At 67.3% G+C, this 22,196-nt stretch carries 21 protein-coding genes; 8 read left to right on the top strand and 13 right to left on the bottom strand.

All coding sequences use genetic code 11. From position 1 onward, the window contains the following. Nucleotides 1-15: 15 nt before the first annotated feature. The 10 genes from rpsS to rpsL all read right to left on the bottom strand — a co-directional run bounded on the left by rpsS (nt 16) and on the right by rpsL (nt 8,090). On the bottom strand, nt 16-297 hold the full coding sequence (rpsS, locus tag BLQ91_RS01225; RefSeq protein WP_030478300.1) for a 30S ribosomal protein S19: 282 nt from the start codon (nt 295-297) through the stop codon (nt 16-18). A gap of 18 nt (nt 298-315) precedes the next feature. Then, complete coding sequence (gene rplB / locus BLQ91_RS01220; protein WP_089949047.1) at nt 316-1,149, bottom strand: 50S ribosomal protein L2; 834 nt, start codon at nt 1,147-1,149, stop codon at nt 316-318. Nucleotides 1,150-1,168: 19 nt separating this feature from the next. Further along, a complete protein-coding gene (rplW, locus tag BLQ91_RS01215) occupies nt 1,169-1,468 on the bottom strand; it encodes a 50S ribosomal protein L23 (RefSeq protein WP_090046572.1) in 300 nt (99 codons plus the stop codon). Next, nucleotides 1,465-2,151: a 50S ribosomal protein L4 gene (gene rplD / locus BLQ91_RS01210; protein ID WP_090094702.1), complete on the bottom strand. Its 687-nt coding sequence runs from the start codon at nt 2,149-2,151 to the stop codon at nt 1,465-1,467. Before rplD ends, rplW begins: the two co-directional genes overlap by 4 nt. Beyond that, nucleotides 2,151-2,801, bottom strand: a complete 651-nt coding sequence (gene rplC / locus BLQ91_RS01205; protein WP_090094701.1) for a 50S ribosomal protein L3 — start codon at nt 2,799-2,801, stop codon at nt 2,151-2,153. The genes rplD and rplC overlap by 1 nt, the downstream gene beginning before the upstream one ends. Before the next feature lie 27 nt (nt 2,802-2,828). Next, nucleotides 2,829-3,134, bottom strand: coding sequence for a 30S ribosomal protein S10 (gene rpsJ / locus BLQ91_RS01200; protein ID WP_003938093.1), 306 nt, complete (start codon nt 3,132-3,134; stop codon nt 2,829-2,831). Between the two features lie 589 nt (nt 3,135-3,723). Beyond that, the gene (gene tuf, locus BLQ91_RS01195) at nt 3,724-4,917 is read right to left on the bottom strand and encodes an elongation factor Tu (RefSeq protein WP_090094700.1); all 1,194 of its coding nucleotides are present in this window, start codon (nt 4,915-4,917) and stop codon (nt 3,724-3,726) included. A gap of 145 nt (nt 4,918-5,062) precedes the next feature. Continuing rightward, entirely contained in the window at nt 5,063-7,165 is a 2,103-nt protein-coding gene (fusA, locus tag BLQ91_RS01190) for an elongation factor G (RefSeq protein WP_090094699.1), read from the bottom strand. Between the two features lie 78 nt (nt 7,166-7,243). Continuing rightward, complete coding sequence (gene rpsG, locus BLQ91_RS01185) at nt 7,244-7,714, bottom strand: 30S ribosomal protein S7 (protein ID WP_065915967.1); 471 nt, start codon at nt 7,712-7,714, stop codon at nt 7,244-7,246. A 1-nt stretch (nt 7,715) separates the two neighbouring features. Continuing rightward, nucleotides 7,716-8,090, bottom strand: a complete 375-nt coding sequence (gene rpsL / locus BLQ91_RS01180) for a 30S ribosomal protein S12 (RefSeq protein WP_030473471.1) — start codon at nt 8,088-8,090, stop codon at nt 7,716-7,718. Nucleotides 8,091-8,390: 300 nt separating this feature from the next. On the opposite strand from rpsL, the gene BLQ91_RS01175 reads away from it, so the two are divergent. The 8 genes from BLQ91_RS01175 (at nt 8,391) to BLQ91_RS01140 (ending at nt 13,077) form a co-directional block, all read left to right on the top strand. Continuing rightward, nucleotides 8,391-8,888 carry a hypothetical protein gene (locus BLQ91_RS01175; protein WP_090094698.1) on the top strand — a complete coding sequence of 166 codons (498 nt, stop codon included), beginning with the start codon at nt 8,391-8,393 and terminating at the stop codon, nt 8,886-8,888. Further along, complete coding sequence (locus tag BLQ91_RS01170; protein WP_090094697.1) at nt 8,885-9,337, top strand: LppU/SCO3897 family protein; 453 nt, start codon at nt 8,885-8,887, stop codon at nt 9,335-9,337. The genes BLQ91_RS01175 and BLQ91_RS01170 overlap by 4 nt, the downstream gene beginning before the upstream one ends. 13 nt (nt 9,338-9,350) lie before the next feature. Then, a complete protein-coding gene (locus BLQ91_RS01165; RefSeq protein ID WP_245732939.1) occupies nt 9,351-10,175 on the top strand; it encodes a phosphotransferase family protein in 825 nt (274 codons plus the stop codon). Nucleotides 10,176-10,214: 39 nt separating this feature from the next. Further along, nucleotides 10,215-10,520 (top strand): TFIIB-type zinc ribbon-containing protein, encoded by a 306-nt coding sequence (locus tag BLQ91_RS01160; protein ID WP_090094696.1) that lies wholly within the window; start codon nt 10,215-10,217, stop codon nt 10,518-10,520. Between the two features lie 90 nt (nt 10,521-10,610). After that, nucleotides 10,611-11,057, top strand: coding sequence for a hypothetical protein (locus BLQ91_RS01155; protein WP_090094695.1), 447 nt, complete (start codon nt 10,611-10,613; stop codon nt 11,055-11,057). Then, nucleotides 11,054-11,491 carry a hypothetical protein gene (locus tag BLQ91_RS01150; protein ID WP_090094694.1) on the top strand — a complete coding sequence of 146 codons (438 nt, stop codon included), beginning with the start codon at nt 11,054-11,056 and terminating at the stop codon, nt 11,489-11,491. The genes BLQ91_RS01155 and BLQ91_RS01150 overlap by 4 nt, the downstream gene beginning before the upstream one ends. 102 nt (nt 11,492-11,593) lie before the next feature. Continuing rightward, entirely contained in the window at nt 11,594-11,875 is a 282-nt protein-coding gene (locus tag BLQ91_RS01145; RefSeq protein WP_090094693.1) for a DUF4287 domain-containing protein, read from the top strand. A 71-nt stretch (nt 11,876-11,946) separates the two neighbouring features. After that, entirely contained in the window at nt 11,947-13,077 is a 1,131-nt protein-coding gene (locus BLQ91_RS01140) for a DUF418 domain-containing protein (RefSeq protein ID WP_090094692.1), read from the top strand. A gap of 92 nt (nt 13,078-13,169) precedes the next feature. On the opposite strand, the gene BLQ91_RS01135 is transcribed toward BLQ91_RS01140, so the two are convergent. The 3 genes from BLQ91_RS01135 to BLQ91_RS01125 all read right to left on the bottom strand — a co-directional run bounded on the left by BLQ91_RS01135 (nt 13,170) and on the right by BLQ91_RS01125 (nt 22,195). After that, nucleotides 13,170-17,066, bottom strand: a complete 3,897-nt coding sequence (locus tag BLQ91_RS01135) for a DNA-directed RNA polymerase subunit beta' (protein WP_090094691.1) — start codon at nt 17,064-17,066, stop codon at nt 13,170-13,172. A 119-nt stretch (nt 17,067-17,185) separates the two neighbouring features. After that, entirely contained in the window at nt 17,186-20,671 is a 3,486-nt protein-coding gene (gene rpoB, locus BLQ91_RS01130; protein WP_090095903.1) for a DNA-directed RNA polymerase subunit beta, read from the bottom strand. 702 nt (nt 20,672-21,373) lie between these two features. Beyond that, entirely contained in the window at nt 21,374-22,195 is an 822-nt protein-coding gene (locus tag BLQ91_RS01125) for a hypothetical protein (RefSeq protein ID WP_143022475.1), read from the bottom strand. Nucleotide 22,196 lies beyond the last annotated feature (1 nt).

The raw sequence follows: 22,196 nt of genomic DNA, 5'->3' as shown, positions 1-22,196 counted from the left end.
TTCTCAGTTCGACGCCTAGCGGCGACGAGACTTCCGGTCGTCCTTGATGTGACCCTTGAAGGTGCGGGTCGGGGCGAACTCGCCCAGCTTGTGCCCGACCATCGCCTCGGTCACGAACACCGGGACGTGCTTGCGACCGTCGTGCACCGCGATGGTGTGGCCGAGCATGTCCGGGATGATCGTGGACCGGCGGGACCACGTCTTGATGACGGTCTTCTTGCCCGCTTCGTTCTGGACGTCCACCTTCTTGAGCAGGTGGTCGTCGACGAAGGGACCCTTCTTAAGGCTGCGAGGCATCCTTCACTCCCTCCCTGCTCAGCGCTTCTTACCGGTGCGACGACGCCGGACGATGAGCTTGTCGCTTGGCTTACGGCGGCGGGTACGGCCTTCGGGCTTACCAGCCGGGTTGACCGGGTGGCGACCACCGGAGGTCTTACCTTCACCACCACCATGCGGGTGGTCAACGGGGTTCATGGCGACACCGCGGACGGTGGGCTTCTTGCCCTTCCACCGCATGCGGCCGGCCTTGCCCCAGTTGATGTTCTGGTGCTCCTTGTTGCCGACCTCGCCGAGCGTGGCGCGGCAGCGCACGTCCACGTTGCGGATCTCGCCCGAAGGCATCCGCAGCTGGGCGTACGGGCCGTCCTTCGCCACGAGCTGCACCGAGGCACCGGCGGAGCGGGCGATCTTCGCGCCGCCGCCGGGGCGGAGCTCGATCGCGTGGATCACGGAACCGACCGGGATGTTGCGCAGCGGCAGGTTGTTGCCCGGCTTGATGTCGGCCTTGGGGCCGTTCTCAACCGTGTCACCCTGCTTGAGCTTCTCCGGGGCGATGATGTAGCGCTTCTCGCCGTCCGCGTAGTGCAGCAGCGCGATGCGCGCGGTGCGGTTGGGGTCGTACTCGATGTGAGCGACCTTGGCCGGCACGCCGTCCTTGTCGTTGCGACGGAAGTCGATCAGGCGGTATGCCCGCTTGTGACCGCCACCCTTGTGCCGCGTGGTGATCTTGCCCGACGCGTTGCGGCCGCCCAGCTTGTGCAGCGGACGGATCAGCGACTTCTCCGGAGTCGACCGAGTGATCTCGGCGAAGTCGGAGACGCTCGCACCGCGACGACCGGGGGTCGTCGGCTTGTACTTGCGAATGCCCATCTCTACGCAGTCCTCGTCATCAGGCGGCAGGGCCGCCGAAGATCTCGATCGGCTTGCTGTCCGAAGACAGGGTCACGATCGCGCGCTTCGTGTCCTTGCGCTTGCCGAACCCGGTGCGGGTGCGCTTGCGCTTGCCCTGCCGGTTGATGGTGTTGACGCTGACGACCTTCACGCCGAAGACCTTCTCCACGGCGATCTTGATCTGCGTCTTGTTCGAGCCCGGAGCCACCAGGAAGGTGTACTTGTTCTCCTCGAGCAGTCCGTAGGACTTCTCGGAGATCACGGGCGCGAGCAGGACGTCCCTGTGGTCGGGGATCACTTCGAGGCCTCCTCGTCCACCACGGTCGCCGTGGCCTCGGCCGAGCCAGAACCCGACTGGGCCTTGCTGGCGAGGAACACGTCGAGCGAGTCCTTGGTGAACACCACGTCGTCGTTGACGAGCACGTCGTAGGTGTTGAGCTGGTCGGGCGCGATCACGTGCACGTGCGGCAGGTTGCGCACGCTGACCCACGCGACCTCGTCGGTGCGGTTGAGCACCACGAGAACGCGACGGGCCTGGGTGACCGACTCCAGGACCTTGCGCGCGGTCTTGGTCGACGGGGTGTCCCCGTCCACCAGGCCGGACACGACGTGCACCTGGTTGGCGCGGGCCCGGTCGGAGAGGGCGCCACGCAGAGCGGCGGCCTTCATCTTCTTGGGCGTCCGCTGCGAGTAGTCACGCGGCTGCGGGCCGTGGACGACGCCACCGCCGGCGAACTGCGGAGCACGCGTCGAACCCTGGCGGGCGCGACCGGTGCCCTTCTGGCGGTACGGCTTCTTGCCACCACCGGAGACCTCGCCGCGGGTCTTCGTCGAGTGCGTGCCCTGGCGAGCGGCGGCCTGCTGGGCCACCACGACCTGGTGCAGCAGCGCGACGTTCGCCTGCGCGTCGAAGACAGCCGAGGGGAGCTCGACCGTGCCGGCGGACGCACCGTCCGGCGTACGGATCTCAACCGTCGACATCAGGCACCACCCTTCGCGGCAGTCCGGACGAACACCAGACCACCCTTGGGGCCGGGAACAGCGCCCTTGATGAGCAGCAGGCCGTTCTCGGCGTCGATCTTGTGCACCTTCAGGTTCTGGGTCGTGACGCGCTCGTGGCCCATGCGGCCGGCCATGCGCAGACCCTTGAAGACGCGACCCGGAGTGGCGCAGCCACCGATGGAACCCGGCGAGCGGTGCTTGCGCTGGGTGCCGTGGCTGGAGCCGAGGCCCCGGAAGTTGTGGCGCTTCATGACACCCGCGGTGCCCTTGCCCTTGCTGGTGCCGGTGATGTCGACAACAGCGCCGGCCTCGAACACCTCAGCGGTGATCTCCTGGCCGACCGTGTACTCGCCGGCGTCCGCCGTGCGCAGCTCCACCAGGTGGCGACGGGGCGTGACCCCGGCCTTGGCGAAGTGGCCCGCGACGGGCTTGTTGACCTTGCGCGGGTCAATCGCGCCGGCCGCCAGCTGGACGGCGGTGTAGCCGTCCTTCTCCTCGGTGCGAACCTGGGTCACGACATTGGGCTCAGCCCTGACGACGGTCACCGGGACGACCCGGTTGTTCTCGTCGAAGACCTGAGTCATGCCGAGCTTGGTGCCCAGGATGCCCTTCATCTGCCTGTCAGACATTGGTCCGTTACTCTCCGCGCCCAACGCTTACTGGATGTTGACGTCGACGCTGGCCGGCAGGTCGATGCGCATGAGCGCGTCCACCGTCTTCGGCGTCGGGTCGAGGATGTCGATCAGCCGCTTGTGCGTGCGCATCTCGAAGTGCTCGCGCGAGTCCTTGTACTTGTGCGGCGAGCGGATGACGCAGTACACGTTCTTCTCAGTGGGCAGCGGCACGGGCCCGACAACCCGAGCGCCGGTGCGCGTCACGGTCTCAACGATCTTGCGCGCAGACGCGTCGATCGCCTCGTGGTCGTAGGCCTTGAGCCGGATGCGGATCTTTTGTCCCGCCATGATGGCTTGCCGTTCCTCTGCTTCTCGTAACCGCTGCGGTGCGGTGCCTCGGATGAGGCCTGTTACAGCCTCTTGGCGCGCTCCGCCCCTGTTGAAGTGTCATGGTGCCCGGTCCACGCGGTCGGGCGTGTCGCGCCCGGTGCGCATACCGGTCCCACGCAAGGTCTCCCCGGTGGGATTGGGCCTACCACAGCCCATGCACCCTGATGCCCATCTCCGCAAGGAGGCGTTCACTAACAGGGCGCGGACGCTCGGTCGAAGGGTTCGAGCACGCACGGATGCGACCCGGCCTTCGTCGAGCAACCCGTAAAGAATGCCACACGGTCGTGAGGCACTCCAAATCGGGGTGGGCGACTTGGTCCCAGATCACGTCCGGATCTTGACCGGCGAGCTGCCCCGTCCGTCGTGCGTGGAGCGACGGCGGCGCCGGTTCCATTGTCCGGCAAGGGATTCGCCGACGCGTACTCGTTCCCCGGTTCCCGGCGAACTGCCCGGCGTGAGCTGCCGCACAGTTCGCCCGAAGAAACGACGAAGACCGGGCCAACGGGGTCCGCTGGCCCGGCCTGTCGCCGAACTGGGTCGAGCTAGGTCACTTGATGATCTTGGTGACCGAGCCGGCGCCGACGGTGCGGCCACCCTCGCGGATCGCGAAGCGGAGGCCCTCGTCCATGGCGATCGGCTGGATCAGCTTGACCGACATACCGGTGGTGTCACCCGGCATGACCATCTCGGTGCCCTCGGGCAGCGTCACAACGCCGGTCACGTCCGTCGTGCGGAAGTAGAACTGCGGACGGTAGTTGTTGAAGAACGGCGTGTGGCGGCCACCCTCGTCCTTGGACAGGATGTAGACCTGCGCCTCGAACTCGGTGTGCGGGGTCGTGGTGCCCGGCTTGACGATGACCATGCCGCGCTCCACCTCCTCGCGCTTGATGCCGCGGAGCAGCAGCGCGGCGTTGTCACCGGCGCGACCCTCGTCGAGGAACTTCTTGAACATCTCGATCGAGGTGACAGTCGTCTTCTTCGACTGCTCCTTGATGCCGACGATCTCGATCTCGGAGTTCACGTTGATGATGCCGCGCTCGATACGACCGGTCACGACGGTGCCGCGGCCGGTGATCGTGAAGACGTCCTCGACGGGCATGAGGAACGGCTTGTCGGTCTCGCGCTCGGGCTCCGGGATCGCCGTGTCGACGGCGTTCATGAGCTCGAGAACGGACTTGCCCCAGGTCTCGTCACCCTCCAGCGCCTTCAGCGCCGAAACGCGCACGACCGGCAGGTCGTCGCCCGGGAACTCGTACTCGGAGAGCAGCTCGCGGACCTCGAGCTCGACGAGCTCCAGGATCTCCTCGTCGTCGACCATGTCGGCCTTGTTCAGCGCGACGACGATGTAGGGGACGCCGACCTGGCGGGCCAGGAGGACGTGCTCCTTCGTCTGCGGCATCGGGCCGTCGGTCGCCGCGACCACCAGGATGGCGCCGTCCATCTGCGCCGCACCGGTGATCATGTTCTTGATGTAGTCGGCGTGCCCGGGGCAGTCGACGTGCGCGTAGTGACGGTTCTCCGTCTGGTACTCGATGTGCGCGATCGAGATCGTGATGCCGCGCTGCTTCTCTTCCGGCGCCTTGTCGATCTGGTCGAACGCGAACGAAGCGTTCACATCGGGGTACGCGTCGTGCAGAACCTTGGAGATCGCCGCGGTCAGCGTGGTCTTGCCATGGTCGATGTGACCGATGGTGCCGATGTTGACGTGCGGCTTCGTCCGCTCGAACTTCGCCTTCGCCACTGGATTGTCCTCCTGGACTTATTTTGCTGGTCCGGCCGGCTAGGTGGCGGCCGGCCGGACTTACACGTCAGGGTCAAAAAGTAGCGGACCCCAGGGAATCAACCCCGGAGAGCCCGCGGTGGAACTGCGGTGCTCCGGTGTGGGGCTATTCCCCAGTCGCCTTCGCGATGATCTCCTTCGAGACGTTCGCGGGAACCTCTGCGTAGGAGTCGAACACCATCGAGTAGTTGGCGCGACCCTGGGTCTTGGACCGCAGGTCACCCACGTACCCGAACATTTCCGACAGCGGGACCAGCGCCTTGACGACACGGATACCGCTACGCTCCTCCATGGCCTGGATCTGGCCACGGCGGGAGTTCAGGTCGCCGATCACGTCGCCCATGTAGTCCTCGGGCGTCGTGACCTCGACGGCCATCAGCGGCTCGAGGATCGCGGGAGACGCCTGACGGGCGGCTTCCTTGAGGGCCATCGAACCAGCGATCTTGAACGCCATTTCCGAGGAGTCGACCTCGTGGTAGGCGCCGTCGAGCAGCGTCACCTTCACGCCGACCAGCGGGTAGCCCGCCAGCACGCCGTACTGCAGCGCGTCCTGCGCACCCGCGTCGACCGACGGGATGTACTCGCGGGGGATGCGGCCACCGGTGACGGCGTTGACGAACTCGTAGAGCGCGCCGTCTTCCTTCTTCTCCAGCGGCTCGACGGTGACGAGCACCTTCGCGAACTGGCCGGAGCCACCGGTCTGCTTCTTGTGGGTGTAGGAGTACTTCTCCACCGCCTTGCGGATGGTCTCCCGGTACGCCACCTGAGGCTTGCCGATGTTGGCCTCGACCTTGAACTCGCGGCGCATGCGGTCCACCAGGATGTCCAGGTGGAGCTCGCCCATGCCGGCGATGATGGTCTGGCCCGTCTCCTGGTCGAGGTTGACCCGGAACGTCGGGTCCTCCTCGGCCAGCTTCTGGATCGCGGTGCCCAGCTTCTCCTGGTCGGCCTTCGTCTTGGGCTCGATGGCGACCTGGATGACCGGCTCGGGGAACGTCATCGACTCGAGGACGATGGGGTTCGCCGGGTCGGCGAGGGTCTCACCGGTCGTCGTGTCCTTCAGACCGATCACGGCGTAGATGTGACCGGCGATGGCCTCGGTGACCGGGTTCTCCTTGTTGGCGTGCATCTGGAAGATCTTCCCGATGCGCTCCTTGCGGTCCTTGGTCGCGTTGACGACCTGGGTGCCGGAGGCGACCTTGCCCGAGTAGACCCGGATGTAGGTCAGCTTGCCGAAGAACGGGTGCACGGCGATCTTGAACGCCAGCGCCGAGAAGGGCTCCTCGGAGGAGGCCTTGCGCGACACGACGGTCTCGCCGTCCTGCAGCGTGCCCTCGACCGGCGGGAGGTCCAGCGGCGACGGCAGGAAGTCGATCACCGCGTCGAGCATGGGCTGGACGCCCTTGTTCTTGAACGCGGAGCCGCAGAGGATCGGGTAGGCGGTGCCCTCGGCAACGATCTTGCGGAGGCCGGCCTTGATCTCCTCGACGGACAGGTCGCCCTGCTCGAAGTACTTCTCGGTGAGCTCGTCGTCGGTCTCGGCGACGGCCTCGAGGAGCTGCTCGCGGAACTCCTGCGCACGCTCGACGAGATCCGCGGGGATCTCCTCGATCGCGTAGTCCTCGCCCTTCTGGACCTCGCCACGCCACGTGAGCGCGCGCATCTCGATCAGGTCGACGACGCCGATGAAGTCGCTCTCGGCACCGATCGGGATCTGGATCGGGAGGGGCTTGGCGCCCAGGCGCTCGGAGATGGTGCGGATGGTGAAGTAGAAGTCCGCGCCGAGCTTGTCCATCTTGTTGACGAAGCAGATGCGCGGGACGTCGTACTTGGTCGCCTGCCGCCAGACCTGCTCGGACTGCGGCTCGACGCCCTCCTTGCCGTCGAAGACGGCAACGGCGCCGTCGAGGACGCGCAGGTTGCGCTCGACCTCGACGGTGAAGTCGACGTGGCCGGGCGTGTCGATCAGGTTGATCTGGTGGTTCTTCCAGTAGCAGGTCGTCGCGGCCGACGTGATCGTGATGCCGCGCTCCTGCTCCTGCTCCATCCAGTCCATCACGGCAGCGCCGTCGTGAACCTCGCCGATCTTGTAGCTGATCCCCGTGTAGAAGAGGATCCGCTCAGTCGTCGTGGTCTTGCCCGCGTCGATGTGGGCCATGATCCCGATGTTGCGGACCTTGGCAAGATCAGTGAGCACGTCCTGTGCCACGGGTCTTTCCCCTGTCTTGAGCTTGGTGAGCTCACTAGGGCCGGGAGAGCCCGGTTCCTCGCGGAACCGGGCGTCACATCACCAGCGGTAGTGGGCGAAGGCCTTGTTGGACTCGGCCATCTTGTGCGTGTCCTCACGGCGCTTGACGCTCGCACCGAGACCGTTGCTCGCATCGAGCAGCTCGTTCATCAGACGCTCGACCATGGTCTTCTCACGGCGCTGCCGGGAGAAGGTGATCAGCCAGCGCAGCGCCAGCGTGGTGGAGCGGCCGGGCTTGACCTCGACCGGGACCTGGTAGGTCGCGCCACCGACGCGGCGGCTCTTGACCTCGAGGGCCGGCTTGACGTTGTCGAGCGCGCGCTTCAGCGTGACGACCGGGTCGGTGCCGGTCTTCTCGCGTGCACCCTCGAGCGCTTCGTAGACGATCTTCTCGGCCACCGAGCGCTTGCCGTCGACCAGCACCTTGTTGATGAGCTGGGTCACCAGCGGCGAGCTGTAGACCGGGTCGGAGATCAGCGGCCGCTTGGGGGCCGGTCCCTTGCGGGGCATCTCAGCTCTTCTCCTTCTTCGCGCCGTAACGGCTGCGAGCCTGCTTGCGGTTCTTGACACCCTGGGTGTCGAGAGAGCCACGGATGATCTTGTAACGAACACCCGGGAGGTCCTTCACACGACCACCGCGCACGAGCACCATCGAGTGCTCCTGGAGGTTGTGACCCTCACCGGGGATGTACGCCGTGACCTCGATACCGCTGGTCAGCTTCACGCGAGCGACCTTGCGCAGTGCGGAGTTCGGCTTCTTGGGGGTGGTGGTGTAAACGCGGGTGCACACACCGCGCCGCTGCGGCGAGCCCTTGAGGGCCGCCGTCTTCTGCTTCGCCACCTTGTCCTGGCGGCCCTTGCGGACCAGCTGCTGGATCGTTGGCATTCGCCGGCTGCTTCTTCCGTCTTGCGGGATTCCCTCGCGGTTCACCCTCGTGTTTCTTGTTCCCTCTCTGCACCCGAGGTCGGGCGTGTCGCCCTCTCCCCAGGTCCGCAGGCAACAGTTCAACTGCCCCTGCGAGTGGAGGACACCGCGGCCTCACGGGCACGCGGAGCGGCCCGACATGGGTCGGGCACGAGTAGCAAAGATACCCGCCCACGTCTACCTGGGTCAAAACGGGGGTACCGCAGCGCCGCCTGCAGTAGACATGGTGCGCTTGATCAACACGTTGCGGGGGGAACGACCTTGTCGCAGGCGAGCGGCTTCGAGAAGTGGTACATGCGTGGTGTCGTGACGTTCTTCAGCCTGGTGCTGATCGTTCCGGCGATCATCTTCATCCCCGAGCAGCTGTCGGAACCGGAGGTCGGTGACTGCGCCGAGCCGGTCGCCGAGTCGGAGGGCGGGTTCGACATGGATGAGACGAACTGCACAGCGCGGGAGGCGGCCTACCGGCTCGTGCGCCTCGATCGGAAGCGCGGGTGCCCCGAGGGCGACTACCTCGCGCGCTCCGAGCGGGCAGCGGGCAAGAGCGGCGGCAGGAAGTACTTCTGCTTCGTCCTCAACGCGGCGGAGGGCGACTGCTTCAAGCGGGGCGACGCCTTCCACGAGCGCGTCGCGTGCGGCACCAGCGGTGCGCAGAGGGTGTTCAAGGTGGCCCGCGCCCACGACCGGGCGCTGTGCGGCGACCGCGAGGCCCGCGTCTACCCCGACCCCGCGATGACGGTCTGCCTGGAGAAGGCGTGAAGTCCGCGGTGCTGGTCGCCGCCCTGGTGCTGGCCGCGACCGGGTGTGCGGGCTGTGCGGAGCAGGCCGGCGTCGGTGAGTGCGCCAAGCAGATCGACCTGAACGACACGAGCGTCAACATGGCCGAGGTCGACTGTTCGTCGCAGGAGGCCGTGTACCGCGTCTCCTCCCGTGAGCGGCGCACGATGTGTCCCACCGGCGACTACCTGACGGAGTCGTCGGGCAGGTCGAAGAAGAACGGCAACACGCGTCTCTGCTACGTGCTCAACGTGAAGGAAGGTGACTGCCTGAAAGCGGTCAACCAGTACTTCGAACGAGTGAAATGCGGCGCGGGGACCCGCAAGGTCACGAAGGTCGTGGACGGGAAGTCCGACCGGGCGTTGTGCGCGGGCGACGACTCGAAGACGTACACGCAGCCGGTGAGGACGATCTGCATCAGCAGGACCTGATTGACTTGCGCGCGTGGACGACCTGATCGCGGCAATGGCCTCGCTGACCGGCTCCCCCGCCGACCCGGAGGTGCTCGGCGGCGACCGCGGCGACGTCGTGGTGGTGCGCGTCGGCGACGTGGTGGTCAAGGCGCTGCCCGCGGACACCGACGTCGAGGCGCTGCGGCAGCGGCTGGACATCGCGGCGGCGCACCCGGAACTGGTGCTGCCGCCGCTGATGCCGTTGCAGTTCGTGGACGACCGGCCCGTGACGGTGTGGCCGTACGGGACGCCGGTGAGCCAGGCGGATCCCGATGCCGCGCCCTGGGAGGAAAGTGCGGCACTGCTGGCGAAGTTGCACGCGTTGCCCGCGCAGGGTCCCGTGGCCGGTGCGCCGGAACGGATCGTGCGCGCTATCAAGGCGTTGCCGCCGGAGTTGCCGCACGCCGATGTGGTGCTGAGGGCGTTCGAGGTGCTGCCGCCCCTCGACATGTCGGCGAAGGCCCTCATCCACGGCGACTGGCACCTCGGGCAGCTCGTGCACCGGGGTGCCTGGCGGCTCATCGACGTGGACGACCTGGGAGTCGGGGATCCGGTCTGGGACCTGGCCCGACCTGCGGCGTTGTTCGCGGCCGGGGTCCTGCCCGCCGACCTGTGGGCGCGGTTCCTGAACGCCTACCGCGAAACGGGGGGTGTGGCGCTGCCGACATCCGAGTGGGAAGCGCTCAACATCCCGGCCCAGGCGTACGTTGTGCAAATGGCGGCCCGGGCGCTCATGTCCGGGCTGCAGGCAGTGGAACCGCTGGTTGAGGCCTGTCGTCGGATCATCACGACGTACGGGAGCAGTGACCGCGGCTAATATCGTTTTGTCCGGTCCCACCGCAGGAGGCTCACCACGATGCAGTGTCCCAAGTGTCATGCGAACATGCGCACGTTCGACCGCATGGGCGTCCACATCGAGCAGTGCGACGGCTGCCGCGGGGTCTTCCTCGACTACGGCGAGCTCGAGTCGATCACGCGCCTCGAGGCCCAGATGCAGGCTCCGCCGCCCGTCGCCCCGCCGCCCGCTGCCTACCCGGCGCCGGCCCAGCCCGCCTGGGGTGCCGCACCGCAGCAGGTCCACCACCACCACGGCGGCCACGCGGGCTACGGCTACGGCCACCGCAAGCACCGCGGCCTCGGCGGCCTGTTCTTCTCCTCCTGATCTGCGCGACGGCCCCGGGCGTCTGCTCCGGGGCCGTTGACGACTACCGAAAAACAGGTGGATAATCGGTAGTCAAAGGGAGGTGCAGCCATGTCCGTAGCGACCGAGGCCGCCCAGATCCGCGATCTCTTCGACACGATCGAGGAGATCGAGGCCGTAGCCTCATCCCTCTCCGAAGACGACGAACGCCGCCGCCGCCTCGACGGCGTGGTGGCCAAGACCCTCCGCCAGGCCCCACCGGTACGTCCCGTGGTGGCGGGCGAGCTCCTCGACCTCACCGAGAAGACCGTGAAGGCCTGGGCCCGCGAAGGCGTGCTGGCCATCCACAGCCGAGAACCGCGCATGCTGCTCGACACCGTGCGTTTGCACGAGGTCCTGCACCTCGTCGCCGACCTCCGCCGCGCCGGCAAGACCCGCGGCCTCATCGACGAGGTCCACCGCCGTCTCAGCGACCAGTCCCTGCTCGACAGGTCCGACCTCGCCACCTCCCTCGACGAGATGCGCAACGGCAAGGGACGCGTGGTCCGCACAGCTTGATCCAGGTAGCAGAGACCCACACCGCCCACGCCCAGGCCAACGGCCTGCGCGGCCGTGCCCGCTTGGCCTACGAACGCTTCCTCGACGAACTGGCCCATTCCGGCTGCGCCGCTCTCGGCTACCGCGTCACGGGCCCGGAACCCCTGCCGCGCCTGTGCGTGAAGCACCTGCGCGGCGCCGACCGCGTGGTCGTCGCCTTCCCCTCCCCCGACGTCGTGTGGGTGCTCCTGGTGGGCCCGCACGACGACGACCCGGGGGTCGACCTCTACGAGGCGCTGTACGAGATGGCCGGCGTGCGACCCCGGCTGTCGGAGAAGCGCACCAAGCCCCGCTGCTGCACCGACGAGAGCGGCGTGCCGCCGTTGGTCGACGAGCACCTGGTGGACGACCTCGTCATCCGCGCCCGCGCACTGGCCCGCGCCCGCCGCCGCTAGCCCGGCCCACCTCCGCACCCCTCAAGCTTTACCGACAAATTTTCTTGTCAAGACAAAGGTAGTTGTCCTAGGCTCGGCTCCACCAGACGAACGGAGACCACGATGTCCTTCCAGGCCTACCTCGACGGTGCGGAGAAGAAGACCGGCAAGACCCCTGCCGAACTGCTGGCCGCGGCCGCCGAGCGGGGCTACGACGCCACGACCAAGGCGGGCGTCTTCCTGGAGTGGCTGAAGACGGACCACGACCTGGGCCGCGGTCACGGAATGGCGTTGTTCCACGTCCTGAAGAACGGACCGGAGATCAGCGCGAAGCACGTCGGCACCACCGGTAGCCACCGAGACGACTCCGCCACACTTCGCCTGGACGGCCTCGCAAACCGCTGAAACGTGAAGCTTCTGTCACGTATATTCCCAGGTCAGCACCTCGATGGGTGCTGTTGACCCTGGGGACTCGGATGAACACGGTGAGCAAGCGGTCGCTGGCGCCTGACCTGGCACGCGGCTTGATGTTGATGCTGATCGCGCTCTCCCACGCGCATCAGTTCATCCGGGGGCATCCGACCACTCACCGCAACTACCCGACGGACGGCGACTCGCTCGACCTCGCGGTCGCCGGCGTGCAGATGGTCTTCGTCGACGGACAGCCGTTGCCGCTGTTCGCGGCGTTGTTCGGCTACGGGCTGGTCCAGCTGGCGGGTCGGCAGCCCACGTGGCCCGCAGCGCGTTGGACCGTCGTCAAGCGCTGCTTCTGGATGATCGTGCTCGGCGGCCTGCACGCGCACTTCCTGTTCGAGGCGGACATCCTCGGCACCTACGGCCTGCTCGGGCTGGTCCTGGTCGGCACGATGGTGTGGCGCGACCGGTCGCTGCTCGCGCTCGCCGGCGGGTGGATGGTCGTGTACCTGGCCTACGTCGTGCTGTCGGCGTTCCGCGTCATCAAGGTCGACGGGGTGTTCCCCGAAGGGATCGCCACCTGGGCGTTGCACTCGGTGGCGTGGCCCGCGGCGGTGCTGGTGCCCGTGGTGCTGGGCATGTGGGCCGCACGGCACAAGATGCTCATGGAGCCGGACCGGCACGTGCGGTTCCTGCGGAACGTGGCGATCGGCGGTATCGGCTTCATGATCGTCGGCAGCCTGCCGCTCGCCCTGACCGTCGCGCAGGTGCTGCCGGGCGTGCCGATGCCGCTCGTCGTCCTGCACACCGTCAGCGTCCTGCCCGGCGGCCTCGGCTACGCAGCGCTGATGGGCTGGATCTCGGCCCGCGTGAAGAAGCCGAACCTGCTGATGGTGGCGATCGCCGCGACCGGTGAGCGCTCGCTGACCAACTACGTCCTGCAGTCCGTGTCGTGGACGCTGGTGTTCACGATCGGCGGCCTCGGCTACCGGATCGGCGTCGCGGAAGCCTCGCTCGTCGGTCTGCTCACCTGGCTCGCGACCGTCGTGCTGTCGCTCGGCATGCACCTCGCGGGCATCCGCGGGCCGCTGGAGGTGCTGCTGCGGTTCCTGACGTACGGGCGGCGCAAGAAGAAGCCCGGGGCACGTCCTCCGCTCCCACCGGCTCCCGTGCTGGCCCAGCAGTCCAGGTAGCCCAGGTCCCTGCCGCGCAGGCCCCACCCACCGCCGAGAACGGGAACGGCCCCCGGAGCGCGAGGCTCCGGGGGCCGTTCCAACACCACCGACTAGCGGTAGTCGCGACCGAAGTCGTAGTCGTCCAGCGGCACCGCGGCACCCGTGCCCGTGCCGAAGACGTCCGGGGTGTAGTACCCGTCGTCGTACGAGGGGATCGCGTACGCAGCGGCACGCGCCTCCTCGGTCGGCTGGACCTGGATGTTGCGGTAGCGGTTGATGCCCGTACCTGCCGGGATCAACTTACCGATGATGACGTTCTCCTTCAGACCGATCAGCTTGTCCGAACGCCCGTTGATGGCGGCGTCGGTCAGCACACGCGTGGTCTCCTGGAACGACGCGGCGGAGAGCCACGAGTCGGTCGCCAGCGAGGCCTTCGTGATACCCATCAGCACCGGACGGCCGGCTGCCGGCTCGCCACCCTCGGCGACGACGGCGCGGTTGCCCGACTCGAAGTCCGCGCGCTCGACCAGCGAGCCCGGGAGGAACTCCGTCGCACCCGAGTCGATGATCGTGACCCGGCGGAGCATCTGCCGGACGATGACCTCGATGTGCTTGTCGTGGATCGCCACACCCTGGGCGCGGTACACCTTCTGCACTTCCTGCACCAGGTGCAGCTGGGCCTCGCGCGGGCCCATGACGCGCAGGACCTCGTGCGGGTCCGGAGTACCTTCCAGCAGCTGCTGGCCGACGGCCACGTGGTCGCCGTCCTGCAGCGGGCCGGTGGCCGTGTTGGCGAGACGCTGACGCTTCGACAGCTTCTCGAACACGATCTCCTCGGAACCGTCGTCCGGGATCAGCGTGATCTTCCAGAAGCGGTCGCCGTCCTCGATGCGGACGCGGCCGTCGACGTCGGCGATCGGCGCCTTGCCCTTCGGGACGCGGGCCTCGAAGAGCTCCTGGACACGCGGCAGACCGGTCGTGATGTCGTCACCGGCCACACCACCCTGGTGGAAGGTGCGCATCGTCAGCTGCGTACCCGGCTCACCGATCGACTGGGCGGCGACGATGCCGACGGCCTCGCCGACGTCGACCAGCTGGCCGGTGGCCATCGAGCGGCCGTAGCAGGACGCGCACACACCGACCGCGGACTCGCAGGTCAGGACCGAGCGGACCTTGACCCGCAGGATGCCGGCCTCGACCAGCGACTGCAGAGCCGGGTCGCCGAGGTCGTCACCGCGGTTCAGCACCAGGTTGCCCTGGGCGTCGTGGATGTCGTCCGCGACCGTGCGGGCGTAGACCGACGTCTGCGCGAACTCGTGCAGGCCGACCTTGTCGCCCAGCTGCTCGCCGACGGTCATGTTCACGCCACGCGTGGTGCCGCAGTCGACCTCGCGGATGATGACGTCCTGCGAGACGTCCACCAGACGACGGGTCAGGTAACCCGAGTCGGCGGTGCGCAGCGCGGTGTCGGCCAGACCCTTGCGGGCACCGTGCGTCGCGATGAAGTACTCGAGCACCGACAAGCCCTCGCGGAACGAGTTCTTGATCGGGCGCGGGATGTACTCACCCTTCGGGTTGGTCACGAGACCACGCATACCCGCGAGCGAACGGACCTGCGTCATGTTGCCGGCGGCGCCGGACTGCACGATGACGCGGATCGAGTTGTCCTCGGGGAAGTTGTCTTCCATGATCTCGTGGACCTGCTCGGTGGCCTTGGTCCACACCTTGACCAGCTCGGAGTTGCGCTCCTCGTGGGAGAGCTGACCGCGCTGGTAGCGCTTCTCGACGGCGTCCGCGAGGCGCTCGTGCTCCTCGAGGATGTCCTGCTTCGCCGCGGGCACGAGGACGTCCGAGATCGCGACCGTGACACCGGAGCGGGTGGCCCAGTGGAAGCCGGCGTCCTTCAGCTTGTCCAGCGTCCGGGCGACGGTGACCATCGGGTACCGCTCGGCCAGGTCGTTGATGATGATGGCCTGCCGCTTCTTGGGCATGACCTCGTTGATGAAGGCGTAGTCCTGCGGCAGGATCTCGTTGAACAGCACGCGACCCAGCGTGGTCTCCGCGAGCCACGGCTGACCGGGCTCCCAGCCCTCGGGCTCCTGGCCCTTGGGCGGGTTCTTGTCGGAGACGCGGATCTTCACCATCGACTGCAGGCCCAGGACCTTGCGGTCGAACGCCATCAGGGCCTCGGCAGGCGACGAGTACGAGTGGCCCTCGCCGATGTCGCCGGGCTTGTGACGGGTCAGGTGGTACAGGCCCGTCACCATGTCCAGACGCGGCATGGCCAGCGGCTTGCCGGACGCCGGGGACAGGATGTTGTTCGACGACAGCATCAGGACGCGGGCCTCGGCCTGCGCCTCGGCGGACAGCGGCAGGTGGACCGCCATCTGGTCACCGTCGAAGTCGGCGTTGAACGCCTCGCAGACCAGCGGGTGCAGCTGGATGGCCTTGCCCTCGACCAGCTGCGGCTCGAAGGCCTGGATGCCGAGGCGGTGCAGCGTGGGTGCGCGGTTGAGCAGCACCGGGTGCTCGGTGATGACCTCTTCCAGCACGTCCCACACGGCCGGGCGCGCACGCTCGACCATCCGCTTGGCGGACTTGATGTTCTGCGCGTGGTTGAGGTCCACGAGCCGCTTCATCACGAACGGCTTGAACAGCTCCAGGGCCATCTGCTTGGGCAGACCGCACTGGTGCAGCTTGAGCTGCGGGCCGACCACGATGACCGAACGGCCGGAGTAGTCGACGCGCTTGCCGAGCAGGTTCTGGCGGAACCGGCCCTGCTTGCCCTTCAGCAGGTCGGACAGCGACTTCAGCGGGCGGTTGCCCGGTCCGGTGACCGGACGGCCGCGGCGGCCGTTGTCGAACAGCGCGTCGACGGCCTCCTGCAGCATCCGCTTCTCGTTGTTGACGATGATCTCGGGCGCGCCGAGGTCGATCAGTCGCTTGAGGCGGTTGTTGCGGTTGATGACGCGGCGGTACAGGTCGTTCAGGTCGGACGTCGCGAAGCGGCCACCGTCGAGCTGCACCATCGGGCGCAGGTCCGGCGGGATGACCGGGACGCAGTCCAGCACCATGCCCTGCGGGTTGTTGCGGGTCGCCTGGAAGGCGGCAACGACCTTGAGGCGCTTGAGCGCACGCAGCTTCTTCTGGCCCTTGCCGCTGCGGATCGTCTCGCGCAGGATGTCGGCCTCGGCGTCGACGTCGTAGTCACCCAGGAGCTTCTGGATGGCCTCCGCGCCCATGGCACCGGTGAAGTAGTCGCCGTAGCGGTCGTACAGCTCGCGGTAGAGCAGCTCGTCCGCGATCAGCTGGGCGCGCTCGAGCTTGGTGAAGGTGGACCAGATCTCGTCGAGGCGGTCCAGCTCGCGCTGGGCGCGGTCGCGGAGCTGGCGCATCTCACGCTCGCCGCCCTCCTTGACCTTGCGGCGCACGTCGGACTTGGCGCCCTCGGCCTCGAGCTCGGCCAGGTCGGCCTCGAGCTTCTGGGCGCGGGCCTCCACGTCGGCGTCGCGGCGGTTCTCGACGCGCTTGCGCTCGACCTGCATCTCGCTCTCGAGCGTCGGCAGGTCGTTGTGGCGCAGCTCCGCGTTCACGCCCACGATGACGTAGGCGGCGAAGTAGATGATCTTCTCGAGGTCCTTGGGAGCCAGGTCGAGCAGGTAGCCCAACCGGCTGGGGACGCCCTTGAAGTACCAGATGTGCGTGACCGGAGCGGCGAGCTCGATGTGGCCCATGCGCTCACGACGCACCTTCGCGCGGGTCACCTCGACGCCGCAGCGCTCACAGATGATGCCCTTGAAGCGCACGCGCTTGTACTTGCCGCAGTAGCACTCCCAGTCCCGGGTGGGACCGAAGATCTTTTCGCAGAACAAGCCGTCCTTCTCGGGCTTGAGCGTGCGGTAGTTGATGGTCTCGGGCTTCTTGACCTCGCCAAAAGACCACTGGCGGATGTCGTCCGCGGTCGCGAGACCGATGCGGAGCTCATCGAAGAAGTTGACGTCGAGCACGTCTACTCTCTTCCCCTTTTTAGATCGGTGGCAAAAGGAGCTGGTCGGGAAGGCCAGGGAGCGCTACCTGGAATCCCTTTCGGGACGGGAGGCGTTGCGCTCCCTGGCCGGCGAGGTGACTAGTTGACGACGTCGTCCACGGAGGGCGACTCGGACCTCGACAGGTTGATGCCGAGGTTCGCGGCCGCGCGCTCCAGGTCCTCGTCGTCGCCGTCGCGCATCTCGATCGCGGCACCGTCCGAAGACAGGACCTCGACGTTGAGGCAGAGCGACTGCAGCTCCTTGAGCAGCACCTTGAAGGACTCCGGGATACCGGGTTCCGGGATGTTCTCGCCCTTGACGATGGCCTCGTAGACCTTCACGCGGCCGAGCACGTCATCGGACTTGATGGTGAGCAGTTCCTGCAGGGTGTATGCGGCGCCGTACGCCTGCATCGCCCAGCACTCCATCTCACCGAAGCGCTGACCACCGAACTGCGCCTTACCACCCAGCGGCTGCTGCGTGATCATCGAGTACGGGCCGGTCGAACGCGCGTGGATCTTGTCGTCCACCAGGTGCAGCAGCTTCAGGATGTACATGTAGCCGACCGACACGGGGAACGGGTACGGCTCGCCGGAGCGACCGTCGAAGAGCTGCGCCTTGCCGTTCTCCTTGACCATCCGCTCGCCGTCGCGGTTCGGGATCGTCGAGCCGAGCAGGCCCGTGATCTCCTCTTCCTTGGCGCCGTCGAAGACGGGGGTCGCGGTCTTGGTGCCGGGCTCGACGTCGTACAGCTCTTCCGGCAGGTTCTTCGCCCAGTCCGGGTCGCCGTTGACGCTCCAGCCCTGCTTGGCGATCCACCCGAGGTGGGTCTCCAGCACCTGGCCGATGTTCATACGACGCGGCACACCGTGGGTGTTCAGGATGATGTCGACCGGCGTGCCGTCCTCGAGGAACGGCATGTCCTCCGCGGGGAGGATCTTGCCGATGACGCCCTTGTTGCCGTGGCGGCCGGCGAGCTTGTCACCGTCCTGGATCTTGCGCTTCTGGGCCACGTAGACGCGGACGAGCTCGTTGACGCCCGGAGGCAGCTCGTCGTCGTCCTCGCGCGAGAAGACGCGGATGCCGATGACCTTGCCGTACTCGCCGTGCGGCACCTTCAGCGAGGTGTCGCGCACCTCGCGCGCCTTCTCACCGAAGATCGCGCGGAGCAGGCGCTCCTCCGGCGTCAGCTCGGTCTCGCCCTTGGGCGTGACCTTGCCGACGAGGATGTCGCCCGGCTGCACCTCGGCACCGATGCGGATGATGCCGCGCTCGTCGAGGTCGGCCAGGACCTCCTCGGAGACGTTCGGGATGTCCCGGGTGATCTCCTCGGCGCCGAGCTTCGTGTCGCGGGCGTCGATCTCGTGCTCCTCGATGTGGATCGAGGTGAGAACGTCGTCCTGCACGAGGCGCTGCGACAGGATGATCGCGTCCTCGTAGTTGTGGCCTTCCCACGGCATGATCGCCACGAGCAAGTTCTTGCCGAGCGCCATCTCACCGTTCTCGGTGCACGGCCCGTCGGCCAGGACCTGGCCCACCTCGACCCGGTCGCCCTCGTTGACGATGGGCTTCTGGTTGATGCAGGTGCCCTGGTTCGAGCGGCGGAACTTGTGCAGCGCGTAGGTGTTGCGCGCACCGTCGTCGGCCATGACGGTGATGTAGTCGGCGGAGACCTCCTCGACGACACCCGTCTTCTTCGCGACGACGACGTCACCGGCGTCGACGGCGGCGCGCAGCTCCATGCCGGTGCCGACGAGCGGCGACTCGGAGCGGAGCAGCGGCACGGCCTGGCGCTGCATGTTCGCACCCATCAGGGCGCGGTTCGCGTCGTCGTGCTCGAGGAACGGGATCATGGCCGTCGCGGCCGACACCATCTGGCGCGGCGAGACGTCCATGTAGTCGACGTCGGTCGGGTCGATGAACTCGACCTCGCCGCCCTTCTTGCGGACCAGGACGCGGTCGTCGGTGAAGTTGCCCTCGTCGTCGGTCGGCGAGTTCGCCTGCGCCTTGACGAAGCGGTCTTCCTCGTCCGCGGTCAGGTAGTCGATCTGGTCGGTGACCCGGCCGTCGACGACCTTGCGGTACGGCGTCTCGATGAAGCCGAACGGGTTGACCCGCGCGTAGGACGAGAGCGAACCGATCAGGCCGATGTTCGGGCCTTCCGGCGTCTCGATCGGGCACATGCGGCCGTAGTGCGACGGGTGGACGTCGCGGACCTCCATGCCGGCCCGCTCACGGGACAGACCACCGGGACCCAGCGCCGACAGGCGGCGCTTGTGGGTCAGACCCGCGAGCGGGTTGGTCTGGTCCATGAACTGCGACAGCTGCGAGGTGCCGAAGAACTCCTTGATCGCCGCCACGACGGGACGGATGTTGATCAGGGTCTGCGGCGTGATGGCCTCGACGTCCTGCGTGGTCATGCGCTCGCGGACGACGCGCTCCATGCGGGACAGGCCGACGCGGATCTGGTTCTGGATCAGCTCGCCGACCGTGCGCAGACGGCGGTTGCCGAAGTGGTCGATGTCGTCGACCTCGACGGGAACCTCGGTGCCGTTGGCGCCGTCCATCATCGTCTCACCGGCGTGCAGGCGGACGAGGTACTCGATCGTCGTGACGATGTCGTCCTCGGTCAGCACACCGGTGTTGATGTCGGTGTCCAGGCCCAGCTTCTTGTTGACCTTGTAGCGGCCAACCTTCGCCAGGTCGTAGCGCTTGTCCTTGAAGAACAGGTTCTCCAGCAGGGCCTGCGCGGACTCCTTCGTGGGCGGCTCGCCCGGACGCAGCTTGCGGTAGATGTCGAGCAACGCCTCGTCGGTACCCGCGGTGTGGTCCTTCTCGAGCGTGGTCAGCAACGTCTCGCTGAACGCGAACCGCTCGCGGATCTGCTCCGTGCTCCAGCCCAGAGCCTTCAACAGCACCGTCACCGGCTGGCGACGCTTCCGGTCGATGCGGACACCGACGGTGTCGCGCTTGTCGACGTCGAACTCCAGCCAAGCACCCCGGGACGGGATGATCTTGACGCTGAAGACGTCCTTGTCGGTCGTCTTGTCGACCGCGGTGTCGTAGTACACACCGGGCGAACGCACGAGCTGGGAAACCACCACGCGCTCGGTGCCGTTGATGATGAACGTGCCCTTGTTCGTCATCATCGGGAAGTCACCCATGAACACCGTCTGGCTCTTGATCTCGCCAGTGGTGTGGTTGGTGAACTCGGCCGTGACGAACAGAGGTGCCGCGTACGTCATGTCCTTGTCCTTGCACTCCTCGGTCGAGGCCTTGACCTCGTCGAAGCGCGGGTCGGAGAAGGACAGTGACATGGAGCCGGAGAAGTCCTCGATCGGCGAGATCTCGTTGAGGACCTCTTCGAGGCCGCCCGTCGGGGTCTCGTCACCGGCGTCGACGCGGCGCTGGAACCACGCCTCGTCACCGGTGAGCCATTCGAAGGACTGGATCTGCAGGTCAAGCAGGTTGGGCGTCGAAAGCGGCTCGTGAATCTTCGCGAAGGAGACTCGCTTCGGCGCTCCAGGGATCCCCGACGTGGAGTTGGTCGCAGCAGTGGCCTTGGTCGCGCGAGAGATCGCCAAGATGCGTCCTTCCAGGGACAAATAGCTGGCTAGAGCGAACTAGCACGGCTGTCAAGGGTGCGGCGATGCCCGACTAATCCACGCTCTCGGCGAAGGGCAAGCGGAAAATGGGCAGCGCAAAGGGGCAGTCTAGCCACGCGCACGGCGACTGTCGAGAGGCACCTGGAAGGACCCTCCTCTTGCTCACCGACAGAGTGACCCTGCATGAGCGCGCAGTCAAGATGTTGCGGACCGATCCACCCTCTGGATGGAGCGGCGCTCACGCCCATTCGTCCAACTGACCTGCACAAACACGCGTGCGGCCGGTTTGGTGGGAAGTTGACGGGCTTCAAGCGGTCTCACAGAGCGCCACGAGAATTCGTGTGACCGAGATCACGTGTGTCGGGGCTGGCGGAGGACGTCGGTTCGGTGCTTCCGGGGCTCCTGAGGCGACCTCGCGGAGAGTTGACCTTAGCGGGCGGAGATCAGGTACCCGGAGCGGGGCCGGGCCAAACGATCTTGGAAGGGGTCGTGCCGGGGCTCGCGGCCGGCGGCACCGCGGCGGGGTGGTCAGGGCGGCCCGCGTCACTCCGGAGGGTCCCAATGGCGCGTGGCGCGGCCCCGCGCGGTCGGCTCGCGGGCGGACGGGCGCAGGAGGCAGGCCCGGTCGACGCGCTCCGAAGCCTGCCAGAGCCTCCGGGCGGCAGGTCCGCGGCAGACCCGTCAGCAGCCCTGGAGCTGGCGGGTCTGCTCGGCCGTCGCGCCGAACATCTCCATGTTGTCGATCTTCCAGCGGCCGCCGTCGTCCACGGCGCTCACGCGGAGCATGGCCGTGCCGCCGCCGGTCTGGTTGTCGGTCGTGCGGGTGGTGACCTGGTCGGCGAAGACGAGGACGGCGGCGCGGCCGTCCTTGAGGGACGACACGGCCGAGGAGACCACTCGGACGGTCACGACGAGCTTTTGCTGCGGCGCGACTTCCTTCACCGGGCCGAAGACGGCGTTGTACTGGCACAGGGCCTTGCCGGTGAGCAGTTCCTTCGCGGCCTTCTCGGTGGCCTCGACGTCGGCGAAGTTGTACGAGAACGACTTCTCGACGACCTCGCGGACCTGGCCGTTCACGGCCGAGGTGGTGGCCGAGTCGACCAGGGCCGAGTCGTAGGCCACCGCACGCGACTTCACCAGGAAGAACGTGCCCAGACCGCCCAGCAGCACCGCCACCACCAGCAGCGACACCGGGAGCAGCCAGCCGGTCCTCGCGGTCGGCGGCTCGTCGGCCTTCTCGGCCGCGGCGGGCTTCTGAGCGGGCTCGTCCACGGCCTCGGCAGCGGCAGGCTCGTCAGCAGCGGCCCTGTCCGCCGCCGCGGCCTTCTTGCCCGACGGCTTCTTCACCGCCGGCTCCCACTCGACCGGCGCCGGCGCCTTGAGCTCCGACTCCTCGACCGGCTCCTCGACCGCGGCCGGAGCGGCGGGCACGGGCTCAGCCGGCTCAACGGACTCGGCGGGCTCGGCCGGGGAGGCGGCAGGACGCCGGTTCAGACCGGCCACC

Origin of the sequence: Lentzea jiangxiensis (assembly GCF_900104175.1) — a bacterium.
Taxonomy (GTDB): Bacteria; Actinomycetota; Actinomycetes; order Mycobacteriales; family Pseudonocardiaceae; genus Lentzea; species Lentzea jiangxiensis.
The sequence above is the reverse complement of the archived record's forward strand: the minus strand, read 5'-3'. Positions and strand labels throughout refer to the sequence as shown.